This is a genomic window from Haloarcula onubensis (genome assembly GCF_031624605.1).
Lineage (GTDB): Archaea > Halobacteriota > Halobacteria > Halobacteriales > Haloarculaceae > Haloarcula > Haloarcula onubensis.
This window is the reverse complement of the sequence record NZ_JAMQOS010000001.1, coordinates 674,859-693,077: the sequence shown is the minus strand read 5'-3', so window position 1 is coordinate 693,077 and position 18,219 is coordinate 674,859. Positions and strand designations below refer to the sequence as shown.

Annotated in this window: 21 protein-coding genes and 1 tRNA gene; 10 read left to right on the top strand and 12 right to left on the bottom strand. The window is 66.9% G+C overall.

The features are described 5' to 3' along the window. Window positions 1–8 precede the first annotated feature (8 nt). Window positions 9–278 (bottom strand): HalOD1 output domain-containing protein, encoded by a 270-nt coding sequence (locus tag NDI86_RS03565; RefSeq protein WP_310899020.1) that lies wholly within the window; start codon window positions 276–278, stop codon window positions 9–11. 179 nt (window positions 279–457) lie between these two features. Here NDI86_RS03565 and NDI86_RS03560 point away from each other — a divergent pair, with 179 nt between their 5' ends. Further along, window positions 458–1,504 (top strand): iron transporter, encoded by a 1,047-nt coding sequence (locus tag NDI86_RS03560; protein WP_310899019.1) that lies wholly within the window; start codon window positions 458–460, stop codon window positions 1,502–1,504. Here NDI86_RS03560 and NDI86_RS03555 read toward each other — a convergent pair. Beyond that, the gene (locus NDI86_RS03555; protein ID WP_310899018.1) at window positions 1,501–1,980 is read right to left on the bottom strand and encodes a DUF7984 family protein; all 480 of its coding nucleotides are present in this window, start codon (window positions 1,978–1,980) and stop codon (window positions 1,501–1,503) included. The two genes, NDI86_RS03560 and NDI86_RS03555, sit on opposite strands and share 4 nt — an antisense overlap. Before the next feature lie 282 nt (window positions 1,981–2,262). Between NDI86_RS03555 and NDI86_RS03550 the strand changes: the two genes are divergently transcribed. The 5 genes from NDI86_RS03550 (at window position 2,263) to NDI86_RS03530 (ending at window position 7,014) form a co-directional block, all read left to right on the top strand. Continuing rightward, complete coding sequence (locus tag NDI86_RS03550) at window positions 2,263–4,167, top strand: beta-CASP ribonuclease aCPSF1 (RefSeq protein WP_310899017.1); 1,905 nt, start codon at window positions 2,263–2,265, stop codon at window positions 4,165–4,167. A gap of 241 nt (window positions 4,168–4,408) precedes the next feature. Further along, complete coding sequence (locus NDI86_RS03545; RefSeq protein ID WP_310899016.1) at window positions 4,409–4,825, top strand: disulfide bond formation protein B; 417 nt, start codon at window positions 4,409–4,411, stop codon at window positions 4,823–4,825. Window positions 4,826–4,883: 58 nt separating this feature from the next. Then, entirely contained in the window at window positions 4,884–5,915 is a 1,032-nt protein-coding gene (locus NDI86_RS03540; RefSeq protein WP_310899015.1) for an aldo/keto reductase, read from the top strand. 42 nt (window positions 5,916–5,957) lie between these two features. Further along, window positions 5,958–6,623 carry a helix-turn-helix domain-containing protein gene (locus tag NDI86_RS03535; protein ID WP_310899014.1) on the top strand — a complete coding sequence of 222 codons (666 nt, stop codon included), beginning with the start codon at window positions 5,958–5,960 and terminating at the stop codon, window positions 6,621–6,623. 43 nt (window positions 6,624–6,666) lie between these two features. After that, on the top strand, window positions 6,667–7,014 hold the full coding sequence (locus tag NDI86_RS03530) for a HalOD1 output domain-containing protein (protein ID WP_310899013.1): 348 nt from the start codon (window positions 6,667–6,669) through the stop codon (window positions 7,012–7,014). Between the two features lie 9 nt (window positions 7,015–7,023). Here NDI86_RS03530 and NDI86_RS03525 read toward each other — a convergent pair whose 3' ends face one another. The 4 genes from NDI86_RS03525 to NDI86_RS03510 form a co-directional block, all read right to left on the bottom strand. Beyond that, the gene (locus NDI86_RS03525; RefSeq protein ID WP_310899012.1) at window positions 7,024–8,259 is read right to left on the bottom strand and encodes a hypothetical protein; all 1,236 of its coding nucleotides are present in this window, start codon (window positions 8,257–8,259) and stop codon (window positions 7,024–7,026) included. A 76-nt stretch (window positions 8,260–8,335) separates the two neighbouring features. Then, window positions 8,336–9,145 (bottom strand): endonuclease III domain-containing protein, encoded by an 810-nt coding sequence (locus tag NDI86_RS03520; protein WP_310899011.1) that lies wholly within the window; start codon window positions 9,143–9,145, stop codon window positions 8,336–8,338. 48 nt (window positions 9,146–9,193) lie between these two features. Further along, window positions 9,194–9,616 (bottom strand): DUF371 domain-containing protein, encoded by a 423-nt coding sequence (locus tag NDI86_RS03515; RefSeq protein ID WP_310899010.1) that lies wholly within the window; start codon window positions 9,614–9,616, stop codon window positions 9,194–9,196. A 39-nt stretch (window positions 9,617–9,655) separates the two neighbouring features. Then, window positions 9,656–9,808, bottom strand: coding sequence for a hypothetical protein (locus NDI86_RS03510; protein ID WP_310899009.1), 153 nt, complete (start codon window positions 9,806–9,808; stop codon window positions 9,656–9,658). A 143-nt stretch (window positions 9,809–9,951) separates the two neighbouring features. On the opposite strand from NDI86_RS03510, the gene NDI86_RS03505 reads away from it, so the two are divergent. The 3 genes from NDI86_RS03505 to NDI86_RS03495 all read left to right on the top strand — a co-directional run bounded on the left by NDI86_RS03505 (window position 9,952) and on the right by NDI86_RS03495 (window position 13,597). Then, a complete protein-coding gene (locus tag NDI86_RS03505; RefSeq protein WP_310899008.1) occupies window positions 9,952–11,727 on the top strand; it encodes a glycoside hydrolase family 2 protein in 1,776 nt (591 codons plus the stop codon). Window positions 11,728–11,973: 246 nt separating this feature from the next. After that, window positions 11,974–12,864: a coiled-coil protein gene (locus tag NDI86_RS03500; protein ID WP_310899007.1), complete on the top strand. Its 891-nt coding sequence runs from the start codon at window positions 11,974–11,976 to the stop codon at window positions 12,862–12,864. 40 nt (window positions 12,865–12,904) lie between these two features. Beyond that, on the top strand, window positions 12,905–13,597 hold the full coding sequence (locus tag NDI86_RS03495; RefSeq protein WP_310899006.1) for a LysE family translocator: 693 nt from the start codon (window positions 12,905–12,907) through the stop codon (window positions 13,595–13,597). On the opposite strand, the gene NDI86_RS03490 is transcribed toward NDI86_RS03495, so the two are convergent. Beyond that, entirely contained in the window at window positions 13,594–14,310 is a 717-nt protein-coding gene (locus tag NDI86_RS03490) for an HD domain-containing protein (protein ID WP_310899005.1), read from the bottom strand. The two genes, NDI86_RS03495 and NDI86_RS03490, sit on opposite strands and share 4 nt — an antisense overlap. A gap of 448 nt (window positions 14,311–14,758) precedes the next feature. Here NDI86_RS03490 and NDI86_RS03485 point away from each other — a divergent pair, with 448 nt between their 5' ends. After that, a complete protein-coding gene (locus NDI86_RS03485; RefSeq protein ID WP_310899004.1) occupies window positions 14,759–15,487 on the top strand; it encodes a GNAT family N-acetyltransferase in 729 nt (242 codons plus the stop codon). Window positions 15,488–15,576: 89 nt separating this feature from the next. On the opposite strand, the gene NDI86_RS03480 is transcribed toward NDI86_RS03485, so the two are convergent. The 5 genes from NDI86_RS03480 to NDI86_RS03460 form a co-directional block, all read right to left on the bottom strand. Continuing rightward, window positions 15,577–15,680, bottom strand: a tRNA-Gln gene (locus NDI86_RS03480). A gap of 39 nt (window positions 15,681–15,719) precedes the next feature. After that, window positions 15,720–16,457: an HNH endonuclease gene (locus tag NDI86_RS03475; protein ID WP_310899003.1), complete on the bottom strand. Its 738-nt coding sequence runs from the start codon at window positions 16,455–16,457 to the stop codon at window positions 15,720–15,722. A gap of 57 nt (window positions 16,458–16,514) precedes the next feature. Next, entirely contained in the window at window positions 16,515–16,949 is a 435-nt protein-coding gene (locus tag NDI86_RS03470; protein ID WP_310899002.1) for a metal-dependent transcriptional regulator, read from the bottom strand. After that, the gene (locus NDI86_RS03465) at window positions 16,946–17,428 is read right to left on the bottom strand and encodes a ferritin-like domain-containing protein (RefSeq protein WP_310899001.1); all 483 of its coding nucleotides are present in this window, start codon (window positions 17,426–17,428) and stop codon (window positions 16,946–16,948) included. The genes NDI86_RS03470 and NDI86_RS03465 overlap by 4 nt, the downstream gene beginning before the upstream one ends. Window positions 17,429–17,569: 141 nt before the next feature. After that, window positions 17,570–18,112: a GNAT family N-acetyltransferase gene (locus tag NDI86_RS03460; protein WP_310899000.1), complete on the bottom strand. Its 543-nt coding sequence runs from the start codon at window positions 18,110–18,112 to the stop codon at window positions 17,570–17,572. Window positions 18,113–18,219 lie beyond the last annotated feature (107 nt).

Sequence of the window (18,219 nt, the reverse complement as noted above, 5' to 3'; positions counted from 1 at the left end):
CAGTTCGGTCAGTTACCGGTGGCGGACGTCGCCCTGTCCGTCCGGACGACGATGCGCTCGCCGTTCTCGACGGTCACGTGTGAGTCGCTGAACTCGAAGGCGACGCGGCACTCGCGGTCGCCCCCACTCCGTCCGGGTTCGAACATCGCGTCCAGCGCGTCGGTGTCGACGACGTCGTGGAGCGGCGGCAGGGCTGTCGGGTCGCGGTTCTCGAACGCACTCACCGCCTCGACCACTTCGACAGTCATCGAGACGTCCTGGTTTCTCCTGTGTTCCATTGTTTACTGTCACCCGGGCGAGTGGCAATAAACAGACCGGTTGCCACCGATATGTTCTGTTCCTGACCAGTTGGTTCGGAGCTTTCCAGCCGGCCGCGCCCGAGCGACGGCTCCGGAGCCGCCGTGGCGTTCGGCAGCCGTACCAGAACCGTCTTTGAGCGACGGCCGCTAGCGCCGGTATGAACCGCCGTCGCTTCCTCGCTGCCGCCGGCCTCGCCGGCGCGTCGGTACTCGCAGGCTGTGGCTCCGTCGAGAACCAGTCGACCCGGTCGCCCCCGCTGGTCGAGAACCGCCCCGACGCGACCTACTACCCCACCCACTCCGAGGGGATGAAGATGATAGGGACGAACCAGGCGGGCGAGTACATGGTCGGGCTGACCTACTCCTACCCACATCGGTTCTGGACGGTGACCGGCACCGACACCGAGCAGGTGACGATTCGGGACGCCGACAGCGTCCACCTGATGGCGTCCGTGTGGGACCCCGAGACGGCGATGGTCCTCCCGGTTGAGTCCGGCGTCTCGATAGCCATTTCAGCCGACGGCGAGACGGTCGCGGAGAAGCAACCCTGGCCGATGGTCTCCCAGAACATGGGCTTTCACTACGGCGACAACTACCAGTTAGACGGCGAGGGCGTCTACGAGATAACCGTCCGGGTCGAGGGAATGAGCGAACGCCGCCTCGGTTCGTTCGAGGGCAAGTTCGGCAGCGCCGGGGAGCTAACCACCAACTTCGAGTTCGCCCGCTCGGCGCGGGACGACATTGCCTACACCGAGCACCCGGACAAACAGGGCAATCGCGCCGCGGTCGGACTGACGAACATGGAGATGATGCCCACGTCGCAGGTCCCCGCGCCCGAGGAGCTACCCGGCGAGTTGCTGGGAACGAAGAAGGGCAGCGACGAGGTGTACGCCGCGACCTGGCTCTCCGGGACCGACTTCCTCGATTCGGGCCAGTCATATCTCGCGGTGTCGGTCCGCACGCCGTACAACCGGGTGCCGCTCCCGATGATGACCCTCGACGGCACCGTCGACGTGGGCGGAGAGACGGCCTTCGACGACGGCCTCTCGCCGGCCGTCCACCCCGACCTCGGCTACCACTACGGCGGCGTGGTCGAGGCGACCGGCGACCCGACCGTCACCGTCGAGACCGTCGCGCCGTCACAGACCTCCCGCCACGAGGGGTACGAGACGGCGTTCCTGGCGACGCCGACCCTGGAGTTCTAGAGCGAGAAGGGGCTCTCGCCCTCGGTCCAGGGCCACCCCGGCACTCTCGTCTGGACGCCCGCGGCCAGCGCCGCGTCGAGGTCGTCCGCGCCGGCCGCCTCGGATGGGTCCCCGTGGGTTCGCACGTCCGCGACGTGGAACGTCGCCTCGGCGAGCAAGCGCAGCGGCTGGTCACCGGCGAGCATGGCGGCCAGCTCCCGACCCAGGAGTTCGTCGACGACGAAGCCGGGATAGTCCTCCTCGACGTCGAGGTCGCGCAACAGACCGACCAGGGCCGCGACGTTGACCGCGCGGTCCCCGTCGTCGAAGACGGCGTCGACGGCGTCGTGGTAGTCCGCCGTGTCGATGCCGGAGACGTCGACGCCGAACTGCTCGCCCAGATGCCGCCGGGTCTCGTTGACCAGCGGGACCACCACGTCCGCCCGGCCGCGGACCCACTCGTACTCGTCGGCGACGACCGCAGGTGTCACGCGCATGGCCCGTAGTCGCGGCCCGTCGCCTTTGGTCTGGCGCCACACCCGGCGCCAGCGACGGACCGGCCACCGACTGAACCGACAGCCACCCGCGGGCCCGACGCGGGAAGCGCAGCCACGCGACCGGTGCGAAGAGTTTAATAATTCAACTGTGGAAGCTACTGCCACGTTCGGTTTTCCGGGCAGTACCGGTGGCGACACGCACGACGGACACCGCTGGAACGATTCGGCCCGGGCCGACCCGCCACGGCGGCGGCCGAAACAGGCCGCCGTCGGTTCTACACTATGAGCACGGTAGACAAGCAACTCGAAAACGTCCGCGAAACGATAGACGAAGAGGTACCGAGAGGGATTACCGTCACCGACGTGACCTACGAGGGGCCGGAACTGGTCATCTACACCCGCGACCCGAAGGAGTTCGCCACCGACGGCGACCTCGTCCGGCGACTGGCCTCCAAACTCCGCAAGCGCATCACCGTCCGGCCCGACCCGGACGTGCTCACGCCGCCGGACGCGGCGGAAGACGAGATACGCGACCTCGTCCCCGAGGACGCCGACGTGAGCGACATCCAGTTTCTCGCCGACACGGGCGAGGTCGTCATCCGCGCGAAGCAACCGGGACAGGTCATCGGTCGGCGCGGCGAGACGCTCCGGGAGATAACTAAAACCACGGGCTGGACGCCCGAGGTGGAGCGGACGCCGGCCATCGACTCGCCGACGGTCGCCAACGTCCAGACGTTCCTCACGCAGGAACGGGACGACCGCCGGGACATCTTAGAGCGCGTCGGCCGCCAGATTCACCGCGACCCGATGTCCAGCGAGGAGTGGGTCCGCGTCACCACGCTGGGTGGCTGTAAGGAAGTCGGCCGGGCGGCCTACATCATCTCGACGGCCGACACCCGCATCCTCGTCGATTGTGGCGACAAACCCGGCGAGCGGACCGAGCGACCGTATCTGGACGTGCCCGAAGCCATCGGGTCGGGCGCGACCGCGCTCGACGCCGTCGTCCTGACCCACGCCCACCTCGACCACGCCGCGCTGGTCCCGCTGCTGTACGAGAACGGCTACGACGGCCCCATCTACTGTACCGAGCCCACGCGGGACCTGCTGGGACTGCTGACGCTCGACTACATCGACTCGGCGGCGGCGACCGGACAGGTCCGCCCGTACGGCGCCGAGATGGTCCGCGAGGCTGTCAAACACTGCATCCCGCTTTCCTACGGCGACGTGACAGACATCGCCCCCGACGTGAAGCTGACGCTGCACAACGCCGGCCACGTGCTGGGCAGTTCGGTCGTCCACTTCCACATCGGTGACGGGCTGTACAACGTCGCCTTCTCCGGGGACATCCACTACGACAGCAGCCGCCTGCTCGACGGCGCCGTCAACGAGTTCCCCCGGGTGGAGACACTCGTACTGGAGTCCACCTACGGCGGTCGCAAGGACTACCAGACCGACCGGGACGACTCCGAGCGAAAGCTCAAAGCACGGCTGCGACACGCCGCCGAGAACGACGCCACGGTGCTGGTGCCGACCGACGCCGTCGGCCGGCCACAGGAGCTCCTAGTCGCCATCGAGGAGTTCGTGCGCTCGGGCGACGTCCCCGAGATACCCGTCTACATGGACGAGATAATCTGGGAGGCCACGGCGGTCCACACCAGCTACCCCGAGTTCCTCCGCGACGACATCGAGCGTCGCCTCCAGTCCGACGACGAGAACCCGTTCCTGGCCGACCAGTTCACGCCCGTCGGCGACGACGACGAGCGCCGCGCGGTCGCCGACCGCGACGAGGCCGCCGTCGTCCTCTCGACGCCCGGCATGTGTACGCCCGGCCCGGTCCGGACGTGGCTGCGGGCGCTGGCGCCCGACGCCGACAACACGCTCGTGTTCGTCGACCACCAGGCCCGCGGGACGCTCGGCAACCGCATCCAGCGCGGCACCGACTCGGTGACCCTCGACGGCGAATCGGTCCCGCTGAACCTGCGCGTCGAGACCATCGACGGCTTCTCCGGCCACGCCGACCGACAGGGCCTGGAGAACTTCGTCAAGACGATGCATCCCCGCCCCGAGAAGGTGCTCTGTGTCGACGGCGACCAGTCGGCCACACAGGACCTCTCCTCGTCGCTGTACCACGACTACAACCTCCGGACCTTCACGCCGGAGAACTTAGAGACGTTCCGTTTCATATAGTACCTTTTTACTGCGGGGGGTTTCCTCGCGCCCTTCGGGCGCTGCGGGAACCCCCGCTTGCAAAAATCTACGCTAAAAAGGCCGGAATCGCGGCGGTACCGCGATTCCGGTGAAACCGCTCGCCTGTGGCGAGCGGTATGCTCCTGACTGCCTGCCCTTCCCCGTCTGCGCGGCACGGAGACCGCGCCCGGCCACGGCGGCCAGCGGAACGTTTTTTCCGGCCGCCGACGCCCTTTCGGGCGTGAACAGACGGGACCTGTCGGGACACGACGTGCGAGTGGTGCTCGCCGGGGCGACGCTGGTCGCGCTGGTCGCCACGGCGGGGAGCCTCTTCCTGTCGCTGGGACTGGGGCTGGTGCCGTGTCGGCTCTGCTGGTACCAGCGCATCCTGATGTATCCGCTGGTAGTCGTGCTTGGCGTCGCGGCCGTCGAGCGACGCGCGGCCGTCGCGTGGACGGCGTTGCCCCTTGTGGGCGTGGGCGCGGCCATCGCGGCCTATCACTCGTGGCTACAGGTGACACAGACGACCTGTGGTATCGGGGCCGTCAGTTGCGCACAGGTCCAGTACCGGGTCGTGGGGCTGACGATACCGAACCTGTCGCTGGTCGCGTTCTGTCTCGTCGGCGTCGCCGTCGCGCTGGCGTGGCGAGGCCGCTGAGCGCGCCCGACTTGCAGGCAGGCGAGCGCTTTTCACCGTCGGCCGTCTGGGCGTCGCTATGGAGTACACACGACTCGGCTCCACCGGGACGACGGTGTCACAGCTCTGTTACGGGACCTGGCGCTTCGGCCGGGAGACCGGCGGCGTCGTCGAGACGGACAAGGAGCAGGCCCACGAACTGCTCGACGCGGCCTGGGAGCGCGGTATCAACTTCTTCGACACGGCGAACGTCTACGGGACGCCAAACGGCAAGTCCGAGCGCTACATCGGCGAGTGGCTCGACGACCGCGACCGCGAGGACGTCGTCATCGCCTCGAAGGTCTACTTCCCCTTCGACGGCTGGGGCGAACCCGGCCCGAACGACTCCGGCCTGGGGCGCAAGCACATCCGCGCCCAGATAGAGGGGACGCTGGACCGCCTCGACACGGACTATCTCGACCTCTACTACATCCACCGCTGGGACGACGAGAGCGACATCGTCGAGACCCTCAGAACTCTGAACGACCTCGTCCGCGAGGGGAAAGTCCACTACCTGGGCGCGTCGACGATGGCCGCCTGGCAACTGACCAAGGCGCTCTGGAAGTCGGACGTGGAAGGGCTCGAACGGTTCGAGGTGACCCAGCCGCTCTTTCACGCGGGCTATCGAGACGACATCAAGGACTACCTCGATGTCTGTGCCGACCAGGACATGGCGGTCTGTCCGTACTCGCCGCTCGCGGGCGGCTTTCTCACCGGGAAGTACGAGCGGACGGACGACGACGACCCGACGAAGTTCGAGGGGCCCGAAGGGGCGCGGGGTGACCTCTCGGACCGCTTCGACGACTTCTATCTCTCCGAGCGTGGCTGGCACGTCTTAGACGAGATCCGAGCCGTCGCGGACGAACTCGACGCCACCCCGCCACAGGTCGCGCTGCGTTGGCTCGTCGAGCAACCCGACATCACCTGTGTCCCCATCGTCGGCGCCCGCACCGTCGACCAGTTAGACGAGAACGTCGGCGCGGCCGATATCTCGCTGTCCGACGAGCAGTTCAACCGCGTCGTCTCCGCCCGCTACGCCGACGACGGCGAGCGGTGGGGCCACCGTCGCTGAGCGAGGGATTCCTTTTTCGTGTCTGACAGCTACTAGAACCACATGGCAACGCTCGCCGAGTTCACTCTCCCGCTCGACGCGTTCCCGCTCGGCGTGGTGTGCGAGGAGTTCCCCGACGCGACCGTCGAACTGGAGCGTGTCGTCCCCACCGCGGACGCGATGCGACAGTACGTCTGGGTCGAGCACGTCCCGGCCGAATCGATAGCGACGTTTCTCGAATCGCAGACGGATACTGCGGGGGTGAAACTGGTCGACCAGGTGGACGACCGGACGCTGTTTCGCTACCACAGCGACAGCGACGGCTGCGGCGTCCTGGAGGCGCTGGTCGACAGCGACACGACGCTGCTGTCGGCGACGGGGACGCGGGCAGGGTGGCGAGTCCACGTTCGCGGCGACGTGCAACAGGCGGTCGCCGACTTCGACGAGCGGTGTCGTCGGGCGGGCGTCCAGCCGACGCTTCGGGACCTCCACGCGACCGTCGGCACCCAGCCGAGCCAGCGAACGGCGGTGACCGACGCCCAGCGCGAGGCGCTGTTGCTCGCCTACGCGAACGGCTACTACGCGGACCCCCGGGAGACGAACCTCTCGGAACTGGCGGCCGAGGTGGGTATCTCGCGACAGGCGTTCGCCCGCCGTCTCAGCCGCGGCTACCGGACGCTGGTCGAGTCACACCTCGCCCTCCCGACGGCGGATGAAGGCGTTTCATAGTCAATCCGTCGGACTATGAGGCTGCCCGGACTTGACAGTGGCAATGGACAAGAAACCGGCCTCGGGACAACGGAGCGGATACGTGGAGACGGCGCCGGGCTGGCGCCGCTGTGAGTTCGACAGGGTTCGTACCAACGGTGAGAGCGGGCGGACGGTGGCGCGCTACGACACGGCGCTCTCTCTCGGCGTCGCGATACCGGTCCTCGTCGCCGAGCGCGCCGGCGTCGACCCCCTCTCGCTCCCCCCGCTGTACGACCGCATCGACGTGGACGCGCTGGACGCTGTGATCGGCGGCGAGAGAACGGGAGCCGAGACTCGGGTCAGGTTCGAGTACGCCGGCTACGCCGTCACCGTCGGCGGCGGCCGGCTCGCCGTCCGGCCCGCCGAGTGAGTACGGGCGTCACTGAAGGGTGAGCGACAGGTCGAACGTCCCGGTCTCGCTCCCGAGCCACGAGCCACACCAGACGGTGTACTCCCCGCTGGCCCCGAGCGTAGTGCGTATCCGGCTGTTCGTGTTCGAGGCGAGGGTGATGTCGTCGTTCCGCGCGACCACGGCCCCGCTTGGCCCTTCCAGCAGGAGGTAGGTGTCAAACTCCGCCGAGGTCATGGTGATAACGACCTCGTCGCCGCTCGACCCCTGGAACGAGAACGGTTTCGAGAGGTCGCCGTCGGGGTCCGTGCCGTCGCCCCCTTCGAGCGTGAACGTCCCCGACTGGCCGTAGGATATCGGCACCGGGTCGCCGCTGCTCTGGTTCGACGAGGACTGGTTCGACGGGGTCTGTACCCCCTCCGTGAGCGAGAGGGTGAAGTCCCCGGTCGCATCGCCGTCTCTGGACCCGGCCCAGATTGTGTACTGCCCGTCCGCGGAGAGCGTCTGCTGAATGGCGCTTTCGCCGAAGATTGAGCCGTCTTCGCTGACGACCGACCCGTCCGGCCCCGTCAGGAGGAGATGGGCGACGAACGCCGGGGAGTCCATCTCGACCGTCACCGTCTCACCGCTGCTACCCCGAAACGTCAGTGGGCGCGCGAGGTCGAAGTACTTGGGGTCGGTGCCGTCGCCCGCTTCGAGCGACAGGTCGCGGCTGTCGCCGTAGGAAATCGGTTCGGCGGTCCCCTCTCCGGAAAACGGCGGCTCGCCGCGCCGGAGCGTGAACTCGAACTCGCCGGTGCTCCCGAAGTACGAGCCACACCAGACGGTGTACTCCCCGCTCGCTTCGAGCGTCGTCTGGATACGGCTGTTCGTGTTCTTTGGGGTGTCGTCGTTCTGGGCGACGACCCCGTCGTCGGGCCCTTCGAGCACCAGTACCGGGTCGACGGCACTGGATTTCAGCAGGAGCGTGACCGTCTCACCGCTGGTCCCCTGAAACGTCAGCGGTTTCGCGAGTTCGCCGGTGGGGGCGGTGCCGTCGCCGTCCGCCAGCGTGTACTCGCCGGAGATGTCGTCGAGGACGGGTCCCGTCTCCGTCTCGGTCTCGGTCGCCGTCGTTTCGCTCTCGTTTTCGTCGTTCTCCTCGTCGTCCGCGTCGTCCTCGCTCCCACCGCCGCCGGTACACCCGGACAGCGCGACAGCCGCCGCCAGCGAAGCGCCCGCGGTCAGGAACCGTCTGCGTGTCCGATAGCTATCGTCAGTTGCCATGACTGACCATGTAGAAACCGGGTAATAGTTCTTGCTCGTCTGGACAGTGAACTGAAACGACCGGGCGGCGGCCGGCTCACTGCGCGTCCGCCGGGTCGACGACCTCGCCGGTGGCCGGATAGACGCCGACCTGGTCGCAGCGGTCGGCCAGCGGGCAGGCCTCGGGGTCGTCCAGACACGCGGGTTTCCGGGCCGTGCAGTACTCGCGACCGAACTGAATCATCGCCGTGTGGCCGAAGCCACATTTCTCGGCGGGCACGTCCCGCTCGATGTGCTCCCGGACCGTCTCGTGGTCGGCGTCGGGCGGGGCCAGCCCCATCCGGCGGGCGATGCGGTGGACGTGCGTGTCGACGGGGAAGACGCCGCCGCGGCCGCCGGCGAAGAGCAGGACGCAGTCGGCGGTCTTGGGCCCGACGCCGTTCATCTCCAGTAAGCGGTCCCGGACGACGTCAGCGTCCCCGTCCCTGACGAACGCGTCGAAGCCCGCCTCGCCGCCGAACTCCGCGCGTATCTCGTCGGCCAGGGCGACGATGCGCTCGGACTTCTGGTTGTACAGTCCGGCGGACTGGATGGTCTCGGCCAGTGTCTGCTGGTCGGCGTCGGCGAGGGCGTCGACGAGGTCGCCGTCGGTGTCGCCGCCGTAGCGGTCCATCAGCGCGTCGTGAGCGGGCTGGCTCGCCGTGTCGGAGGTGTTCTGGCTGAGGATGGTGCGGACGAGACACTCGAAGGCGTCCTGGCCGCCGTAGGTCTTGGTCCAGTACAGTTCGCCGAGGCGGTCGACGACGGCCTCGGCCCGCGTCCCCGCGGCGGCCGGGTCGAACCGGGCCTCGCTCCCGCCGCCCGCCTCGCCGCCGCTGATGTTCTTCGTCGGCTCCCGGTCGGTCATACGTCCACGCAGGGACGCGACGGGCAAAAGCACCGTCCCGACGGGCCGTCAGTCCTCGACCGACAGCGTCAGCGTCAGGTCGGCACCGTCGGCCAGCGCCGCAACGAGGTCGCGGTCGACGTCGCCGGCCGCGGCGTCGGCCCCCACCATCACCGTCCGGTCGTCGACGTAGTCGCTGGTCCGGATGACGTGGCCCCGTTCGTTCTCGAAGGAGAGGTCGGGGTGGCCCGACCCCTCGACGACGGCGCGGTGACCGTCGGCTTCGAGCGTCGCGGTGATGGTCGCGTCGGCGGACTGACAGGCGGTCACGAAGCCCTCGTCTACGTCGGCGGGGACGGTGTCGGCCTCGATACCCAGGATGCAGTCGCCGGCGGGCGTCAGGAAGTCGTCGCTCGTGACTTCCAGCGTGCTCGCGTGTTCGGCGGTGACGTTGTCGTGGCCCCGTGCGCTGATGACGACCTCGCGTTCCATACCAGTCGTTTCCGACGGCCGCACTTAGCCGGACGGATATCAGCGGGGTCGGGCGACGGTGACGGTCACCGCGCCACACGCGCACTCGTAGGCCTCCCGTCGGCCGGCGTCGGTCTCGAACACCAGCTGTGGCTCGGTCAGCGCCCGCTCGCAGCCCTCGGCGTCGCACTCCACCCGGAGATCCTGTATCATAGCAGGTGATTCGACCCGGGACTACCTTAATCCGAGCCGTCCCCGGAGTGAAAGTGAAAGTAGTAGCCGGCGCGGGGTCGGCGGGCCTCGAGGGCGCCGACGTGGGGGTAAAGGATATGCCCCCGGGGGACGGGCGAGAAGGTATGTCGCTTTCGTGGCGCGGCGCGGCGGTAGCGCCGGACGACGAGCTGCCGTCGCCGGAGACCTGGGAGCCGGTGTCGGTACCGGGTCGGCCGACGGCGTTCGCCGGCGCCGACGCCGTCGCCTACGAGACGACGGTCTCGGACCCGCGGTCGGGCGCGGACGAACACGTCGTGCTCGCCCTCCGGGGGGCCTACGCCCACACACGCGTCTGGTGTAACGGCGAGCTGGTCGCCGAGTCCGACAGCTACGTCACGCCGCTTCGCGTCCGGTTGCCCGAGGCCGAGGAGTACCGCCTCGTGGTCGAGTGTCGCGCCCCCGAGGACCGCTTTGGCGGCCTCCACGACACCGACCAGCTCCCCCCGGAGCGCCGTGTCCCCGGCATCTGGTGGGACGCCGCGCTGGAGACGTATCCGGACCCCTACGTACACGCGATGCGCGGGCGGCCACGGCGCACCGAGGACGGGGCCGCCGTCGACGTCGAGGCCGAGGTGGTCTCGGACGGCCCCGTCGACGACCGACTGACGTTCTCCGTTCGCCCGACCGGGGAGGTCCGGGGCGGCGGGATGATGGACCGGGCGCGCGTCGAGACCGAGTCGGGCTCGGCCACCGTCTCCCACACCGTCGACGTTCGGGACCCGTCGCTGTGGTGGCCCCACGATATCGGAAGCCAGCCTCGCTACGTCGTCCGGGCGAAGCTGGGCGAGGCCGAACACTCCCTGACGACGGGGCTGCGCTCGGTCGGCTACGACGACGGGCTCAGTGTCAACGGCGAGCCGGTCCGCGCCCGCGGGGTGACGCTGCTCGACCCGACCGTCGAGGACGTAGAGCGGGCCGTGGCGGCCAACGCCACTCTCGTGCGGGTCCGCGCCCAGGGGGTCCCGCCGGCCGTCGCCGAGGCCTGTGACGAACACGGCGTCCTGCTCTGGCAGGACCTCCCGCTGACGGGCCCCGGCGGCTTCGACATGGACCGGGGCCGCGAACTGGCCGCGTCGCTCACCGCTCACCTGGGCCACCATCCGTGCCTGGCCTGTGTCGCGGTCCACGACGAACCGGTCCGGCCCTACGCCGACGGCCTGGGGTCGGGCACGCTCGACCGGCTTCGCTATCGCTTCCGGGCCTGGCGGGCGAGCTACAACGACGCGCCCGCAGAGACGGTCGCCGACCGGGTCGAGGGCGTCCCCACCTTCCCGGTCGTCGGCCCGCCGGGTATCGACCCCGACGCCGTCACGCTGTACCCCGGCTGGCGCTACGGCGACGTGTCCGACCTCGCCTGGCTCTGTGACCACTACGGCGTCGGCAGCGTGGTCGCCGGCTTCGGCGCCGGGACGACGGCCGACGACGACGCACAGGCGTACCAGGCCCGCGTCGTCCGGGCCGTCGCCGAAGCGCTCCGACGGCGCGAGAGCGATATCGTCGTCCTCGACAGCCTCCGGGACGTGGCCGACGCCGGGACTGGCGTCCTCGCCGAAGACGGCACCGAGAAGCCCGCCTACGGCACGCTTTCGGACAGCTATCAGCCGACGCAGGTGGTCCTCTCGGACCCGACGCCGGGCGAGAGCGACATCGTGGCCTGCCACGACCGCCCCTCGGGGGCGACGGTGACCGTCGAGTGGGACCACAACGGGAACCGCAAGCAAGCGGAGCAAGTCATCGGCGCGTACGGGCGTGTAACGGTCGGCTCGCTGACGCTCGAAGCCGGTGACGAACTGACACTGGCCGCCGCCGTCGAGGGCCAGGTGGTGAAAAACGAGTACCGTATCGAGGGTGATATATAACGAACGGCGAATCCGTGTTACGCCTTCACGCGGCCGCAGACGGGTGTGTGAGGGGTCGCCACGGTATTCGTTGCACCGCAATATTTAAACATCAGCCGACGGTAGATGTTGGTACCAGAACGCTTTCGCGTTCAGGCAGTATCGCTCCGCGCCCAACATGAGAGGGAACCCTTGTTATTGGTGCCAGCCCCTCCATAGCTACGGTTCTGCCTGTCCGAAGGCGGTGATGGCATAGAGGTTCCAACAATGGCAGACTCGATAGACGAATCAAAGAACGTTGCAGTAACAGAAGAGGATCTCGAGAACAAATCGAAGGGCGAGCTCATCAAACTCGCCGGGCAGCTCCGCGACCGGCGCAACGAGCTGAACCAGATGGCCTCCGAGCGAGCGAGCGCTCGCGACGACCTGAACGCCAAGACCCGCGAGAAGGTCGACGAGGCCCAAGAACACCGCGAACAGCGCGACGAGCTCAACGAGCAGGTCCAGGAGCACAAGGACAAGCGCAACGAGCTCAACGCCGAGGCCAACGAGCTGTTCGACAAGGTCGACAAGGTCAAGAACGACCTCGAACTCGACGAGGGCAAATCCGTCGACGAGCTCAAAGACGAGATCGAGGACCTCGAGTTCAAACAGCAGACCGAGGTGCTCTCCTCCGAGGACGAGAAAGAACTCATCGAGAAAATCGAGGACAAGCGCGAGAAGCTCCAGAGCAAGAAGGAGAAACTCGACCAGAGCGGTGACCTCGAAGGGCTCAAGGAGGAGGCCGAAGAGGTCCGCTCCGAAGCCTCGAAACACCACCAGAAAGTCACGGAGCTGGCCGACGAGGCCCAGAAACACCACAACGAGATGATAGAGGCCTACCGCGAGGCCGACGAAATCCGTGACGAGGCCGACGAGAAACACGAGGAGTTCGTCGAGGCCCAGGAGGCCGCCGACCAGCACCACGAGGACTTCGTCCGCGTCCAGAAGCGCCTGCGCGAGCTCGACAAGAAAGAAGAGCAGGAAGAGCGCAGCCAGCGCGAGGAGAAGCAGGAGGCCGCCCGCGAGGAGGCCGAAGAGATATACCAGAAGTTCAAGGAAGGCGAGACCCTCGACACCGAGGACCTGATGAAGCTGCAGAAGGCCGGCAAGCTGTAAGTTCCGGCGTCTTTCTCTCTCCGTCTTTCACGCCCAGTAGATGCATCCCCTCCAGACCCTCCCGGTGCCCGCCCTGCTCACGACGGTCCTCGGTGGCGTCGTCTTCGGCCTCGCACTGGCCGCGCCACCCGGCCCGATGAACGCCGTCATCGCCGAGGAGAGCGTCGTCCGGGGGTGGCGAGCCGGCTTCGCGGCCGGTCTGGGTGCGATGGTCGCGGACCTCTGCTTTCTGGGGCTCGCGCTGGCCGGCGCCGTCACTGTCGTCCAGAGCGCGCCGCTGGTCCAGCGGGCGATGGTCGGCGTCGGCGGCCTCCTGATGCTGTATTTCGCCTACGGCGCGGTTCAGGAAGCAAACGCCCTCTCGTCGGTCGAGGCGACCGCCGGCGGCGAGAGCCACGGCTTTCGGAAGGCGTTCGTGCTGGCGCTGACCAACCCGTACCAGGTGCTGTTCTGGCTGACCGTCGGCGTCGGCCTGCTCAACCCCGGTCAGGTCGACGTGCTCGCGCCGCTCCCGGCGGTCGGACCCGCGCTCGCCGGCCGTTTCGTCGTCCAGACCGGCCATCCGGGGCTGCTCGCAGGGCTGTTCGGTGGTATCCTCATCTGGGTGACGGGGTTCCCGGCGACCATCGTCGCCGCCCGGCGCCGCGTCGAACGCCTCGCGCCGGCCGTCGCGTGGCTCAGTGCGGTCCTGCTTTCCGGTTTCGGCCTCTTTTTCCTCTGGCAGTCGGTCTAGGAGTCGCCCATGCCCGTCGCCACGTCGTCGAGGCTCTCTTCGGCCTCCATCTCGGCGACCTCGAGTTCCAGCCACTCCTGGAACCAGCGGGTGCGCTTGAGTCGCTGGTGGACGATAGACTCCGCGGTGTCGCTCTCGACGCGCTGTTTGGCGTCGACACCCCGTTCGATGACCCGGTCGACCATCTCCGCGGCGTCCATGTGTGTCCGTGACTCATAGCCCATCCGCAACAGCATCAGCGCGGTCCCGTTGGCACCGACTTTATCCAGGATGTCGGCCTCGATGAGACACTGGGTCTCGAGCGAGAGGTCCGAGAGGTCTCCCTGATAGGAGTGGTCCTCGACGGAGCGACAGACCTGTTCGACGAACGATTCGGGGTAGTCACCGTGGGTCGTGAGGTACTCCCGCGCGATGCGAGCGCCGGCCTCGGCGTGGACGTCCTGTTCGGCCTCCAGTTTCGCGATATCGTGGAACAGAGCGGCCACCCGCGTGACGTCGACGTTGGCGCCCTCGCGCTCGGCGATGGTCGTCGCGATGTCGACGACGTTGAGGATGTGATTGAACCGGTACTCCGCCGAGTGCCAGGGGTACCAGCGCATCCGGCCGCCCTCGTCCTCGTTCTCGACACTGGCAGCCAGGTAGTCGTGGACGAACTCACGCATCACGTCGAATTCCTCGTCCGAGACTGGTGACTCCCTAATCTCGACGCCCACAGCGACACCTCCGGCGATAGGTTCCGGTATTCATCTTACAGGTACGAAGGTCCGTTCGACTCTTAGGCGTTACGACACCCTTAGCGGTCACGAATCCGAACGGACGGGCAGAAAACAGCGATGCCGAGAGTGGCGGCATGGTTGAGCGAGCGCCCATCGCGAGCGGGGACCGGTGTCGGTCCGGCGTCGCGCGGCGCGCCGGGGGGCCATCTCGGCGGGCAGCCGGCAGGCATCGGCCGGCAAGACACGTCTCTCTGTTTCAGACAGTTATCCACTCCATTCGTACGTGATAATCAACCTCCATGGGCGTTTGTAGTTCACTCGTCTAAGAGTATAAGATTTTCTTCGATATACCCCGTTCAGGCTATCCGCGGTATCGACGGGTCGCGCCCGGCGAACCTCTCAACGGTACTGTACGTTTATGCCCGTTCGTGGCGAGGCTAGACGCATGGAACTCCGACGCGCCAGGCCGGCCGACAGCCCCGCCATCCGCGACGTCGCGCGGCGCTCGCTGGGGGCATCGTACTCGCTGGAGCCACAGGCCATCACGAACGCCATCGAGGAGTGGTACGCTGAGGACCGACTGGCGACGATGCTTTCCGACCCCGACCGCGTGCTGCTGGTCGCCGACGACGCGGGCCAGGTCGTCGCCTTCTCCGAGAGCGTCGTCGCCGCGGCTAACACGGCCACGCTGCTGTGGCTCCACGTCGACCCCGCTCACCGCGGGAAGGGCATCGCCACCGACCTGTTCGAGGCGACCGACGAGGAACTGGAACGACTCGACGTCCTGGACCTCCGGGGGCGCGTCCTCGCCGAGAACGAAGCGGGCAACGCCTTCTATCAGGACCACGGCTTCCGCCGGGTCGGCACCGACACCGTCGAAATCGACGGCCGGAGCTACGTCGAGAACATCTACGCCGAGTCCGAACAGTGGGGCCGCGAGGCCATCGACGCCCCCGACGGCCACAGCGTCTACGTCGACCACGACAACCACGAACGCGGCTCGCTGGCCCCGTTCCACGTCGTCTTCACCACCCGCGAGGGCGACGACCGCTACGGCTACTTCTGTAGCAACTGCAACACGCTCGCGCTGGCGATGGACTCGATGGGGCGCATCGAGTGTGAGACGTGTGGAAACGTCAGAAAGCCGGTCCGGTGGGACGCGGCGTATTTGTAAGTTATTTTAGATTTCCTGTCCAGATAGGAGAGGTACTGGTGTCTAAGGCCTCAGCTATTCCGTTCTAGATTTGTTAGAAATTTTTATAATAGTCCCGGGCGGATTCGAACCGCCGTCAACGGCTCACTTCAGCGAACGGCTGGAACCGAACGCCTCCAAAGGCCGCTATGATTGGCCACTACACCACGGGACTGCACTCACATTTTTGTGTTACCCCGTTTTATCCTTTCCGTCATTCCGTCGCTGGTTGCGGGCACGCCATCTCGCTAGTTTCGACGTTCCGGTGACACAGTGGGCAGAGCGTAATCACGTCATCAAGCTTATGAGCATCCTGAGGATTCTCGAACTTCCGTAACGGCGTGATATGATGCACATCGGGCTTCCGACCGAGGTCATCCTCGTCCATACCGCATATCTGACACTCACAGTCGTCTCGTTGCCGTGCAGCACGTCGGATAGACCACCACTTGCCTCTGTAGGCGTTCTCAGGACGTGTGCCTTCGTAGAGTTCGTTCGACATCCAATCGTACAGACATTCTTGGCTACAGAATCGACAGGGGTCCCGCTGAAGGGTGCTATCTAGAACTGAGAAGGCCACTTCACATCGTTCGCACTCTCGTTCGGTACGTGGAAAGTCTCTATTTGCGTAGCTCGGGGTTCCGAGAAATTCGTCGGCGTTTTCCACACACTCCAAACAGTACACGCCCGCTTTGTCCGATGCATAGTACTCGAACGCATCGCCACACAGCCTGCACTCGGCCTCCTCTTTCGCCCCTTTCCAGTTACCGTTCGACTCACCCGCCTCGGTATAGCAGTCTTCACAGTACGTCCGACGCGCCTTCGGGTCGTAGAATCCTGTTTCGCACTCCTCGCAGGCCCGATTCGGCAGCGGGTCGCCGTGGACCTTCGTGTGGTGCTGGCGCATCCCCTGTTCGGTGTTGAGTGACTTGCCACAGGTCGGACAGTCCATACTGTCCACGGCGTACGTACCGAAATTAAATCCGACCCGTCCGGGGCGAAAGTAAAACTAGTCGCTGCTCACTTCGGCCTCGACGTCGAGCAGTCCGCATACGTCGTCCTCGGCGTTGAAACAGTCGGGACACTGCGGTTCGCGGTCGATGATGGTGTCGAGGCGCTCGGCGACGGTCTCGTCGATGACGCCCTCCAGGGTCTTGGCCTCGGCGCGGAACTCCTCGACTTCCAGCACCTCGATGAGGAAGCGCTCGATGATGCAGTAGTTCTGCAGGGCGTCGCGGGCCTGTGTGATTCCCTCTTCGGTGAGGTCGACGCCCTTGTACTTCTCGTGGTCGAGCAGGCCGCGGTCCTCGAGCTTGCCGATCATCTCGTTGGCGCTGGCTGGGCTGACATCGAGCAGGTCCGCCACCGCGCCGGTCGATGCGGGGCCGTCGGCCTGTTGCTGGGTGAGATATATGGCTTTGAGATACTGCGCCTGCGTGTTCATTGTCGTGCCTCCATGAGTTCGGTCACGTCCTCGACGCCCTCGGCCTCCTCCTCGCGGATGGTCGAGAGCACGTCGAGTAGCTGCTCGCGGTCGATACCGAAGTCGGTCTCCGACGCCTCGACGGCGTCGATGAGGTCGTCGTAGAACTTGTACGCCGTCTCCTCGTTGCAGAGCTGGTCGTAGAGGACGCCGTCGAAGTCCTCGTCGGCCTCGTACTGGGCCTCGACGAGCGTCTCTATCTCAGCGAACGGGACGGTCTCGGCGTCGAGCGCTTCGACGAGCGCTTCCAGTCGGCGTCGGTGGTCGGCGGACTCGGCCGACGCCGCGTCGAGCAGCGCGTGGAGCTCCGCGTCGTCGTCGGCGTCGGTCGCCGCCGCGTGCTTGGCCGCCCTGGCCTCGACGACCTCCTCCAGAACGATGCCGATCTGGAGCAGCCGCGCAAGCTGGTGGTCAGACGCGAGCGGCTGTGTCAGGCTCACCTCCCCACCTCCCGGCGAAACGAGACAGTCATAGCCAACTGTCGGGGAGGCCGGAACTTAAGCGGTTCCCTGTGACGTGCGGGACCGCTGGCGGCTGGTCGAGCCGCCGCTCTCAGTAGCCGCCGCCACCAGGGACACGGGTCAGTCGGCCGCCGGCGGCCAGTCGGCCCAGTCGATGTCCCGTCCCGGATAGGCGACGCTGTCGAGGGGCCAGTCGTCGGCGAGCCACCGCCGAACCGTCGCCTCGATGGCGTCGGCCAGCCCGCGCTCCACGCCCGCTCGCGACACCCAGTAGTACACCGCTCCGTCGTAGCCCTCGACGCGCGTCGGCTGGACGTAGACACAGCCCAGTTCGGCCGTCTCGTCCGCGTCGACGACGGCGTAGGTGAACGCGTCACGGCGCTGATGTTCCTTCTGGTGCCAGGCGAGGTCGATGCGGTTCTGCTCGGTGGTCAGTCCCGCCGGCCACGTGTCCACCGGAGAGAATATCCCCTGCAGTCGCTCCTCGCTCGTCGTCACCGCCGCGTAGTCCAGTTCGGCGTCCGCGACGGTCAGCGGTCGAATCGCGAACCCGTCGCCGTCGACACGCTCGGGCACGGAGTACGTCGACGGGACGAGGTCCGGTGTCTCGAAGGGCACGCCAGAACCGACGGCCCGGCGGGCTATCCCGGTTGTGGTCGCCACTACGGAGCCGCGTCGCTGACCGGGCGAACGGCGTGAAAACGAATCGACGGTCGCTCTTCGAGGGGTGTGTGGCGACCTCGCGGGTCACTCCGTACTCCGCTCGAAAA

What these genes read in the sequence shown, in the direction of transcription:
- NDI86_RS03565 (WP_310899020.1), bottom strand. Translation starts at nt 278, where the DNA reads ATGGAACACAGGAGAAACCAGGACGTCTCGATGACTGTCGAAGTGGTC.
- NDI86_RS03560 (WP_310899019.1), top strand. Translation starts at nt 458, where the DNA reads ATGAACCGCCGTCGCTTCCTCGCTGCCGCCGGCCTCGCCGGCGCGTCG.
- NDI86_RS03555 (WP_310899018.1), bottom strand. Translation starts at nt 1,980, where the DNA reads ATGCGCGTGACACCTGCGGTCGTCGCCGACGAGTACGAGTGGGTCCGC.
- NDI86_RS03550 (WP_310899017.1), top strand. Translation starts at nt 2,263, where the DNA reads ATGAGCACGGTAGACAAGCAACTCGAAAACGTCCGCGAAACGATAGAC.
- NDI86_RS03540 (WP_310899015.1), top strand. Translation starts at nt 4,884, where the DNA reads ATGGAGTACACACGACTCGGCTCCACCGGGACGACGGTGTCACAGCTC.
- NDI86_RS03535 (WP_310899014.1), top strand. Translation starts at nt 5,958, where the DNA reads ATGGCAACGCTCGCCGAGTTCACTCTCCCGCTCGACGCGTTCCCGCTC.
- NDI86_RS03530 (WP_310899013.1), top strand. Translation starts at nt 6,667, where the DNA reads ATGGACAAGAAACCGGCCTCGGGACAACGGAGCGGATACGTGGAGACG.
- NDI86_RS03525 (WP_310899012.1), bottom strand. Translation starts at nt 8,259, where the DNA reads ATGGCAACTGACGATAGCTATCGGACACGCAGACGGTTCCTGACCGCG.
- NDI86_RS03520 (WP_310899011.1), bottom strand. Translation starts at nt 9,145, where the DNA reads ATGACCGACCGGGAGCCGACGAAGAACATCAGCGGCGGCGAGGCGGGC.
- NDI86_RS03515 (WP_310899010.1), bottom strand. Translation starts at nt 9,616, where the DNA reads ATGGAACGCGAGGTCGTCATCAGCGCACGGGGCCACGACAACGTCACC.
- NDI86_RS03510 (WP_310899009.1), bottom strand. Translation starts at nt 9,808, where the DNA reads ATGATACAGGATCTCCGGGTGGAGTGCGACGCCGAGGGCTGCGAGCGG.
- NDI86_RS03505 (WP_310899008.1), top strand. Translation starts at nt 9,952, where the DNA reads ATGTCGCTTTCGTGGCGCGGCGCGGCGGTAGCGCCGGACGACGAGCTG.
- NDI86_RS03500 (WP_310899007.1), top strand. Translation starts at nt 11,974, where the DNA reads ATGGCAGACTCGATAGACGAATCAAAGAACGTTGCAGTAACAGAAGAG.
- NDI86_RS03495 (WP_310899006.1), top strand. Translation starts at nt 12,905, where the DNA reads ATGCATCCCCTCCAGACCCTCCCGGTGCCCGCCCTGCTCACGACGGTC.
- NDI86_RS03485 (WP_310899004.1), top strand. Translation starts at nt 14,759, where the DNA reads ATGGAACTCCGACGCGCCAGGCCGGCCGACAGCCCCGCCATCCGCGAC.
- NDI86_RS03475 (WP_310899003.1), bottom strand. Translation starts at nt 16,457, where the DNA reads ATGGACTGTCCGACCTGTGGCAAGTCACTCAACACCGAACAGGGGATG.
- NDI86_RS03470 (WP_310899002.1), bottom strand. Translation starts at nt 16,949, where the DNA reads ATGAACACGCAGGCGCAGTATCTCAAAGCCATATATCTCACCCAGCAA.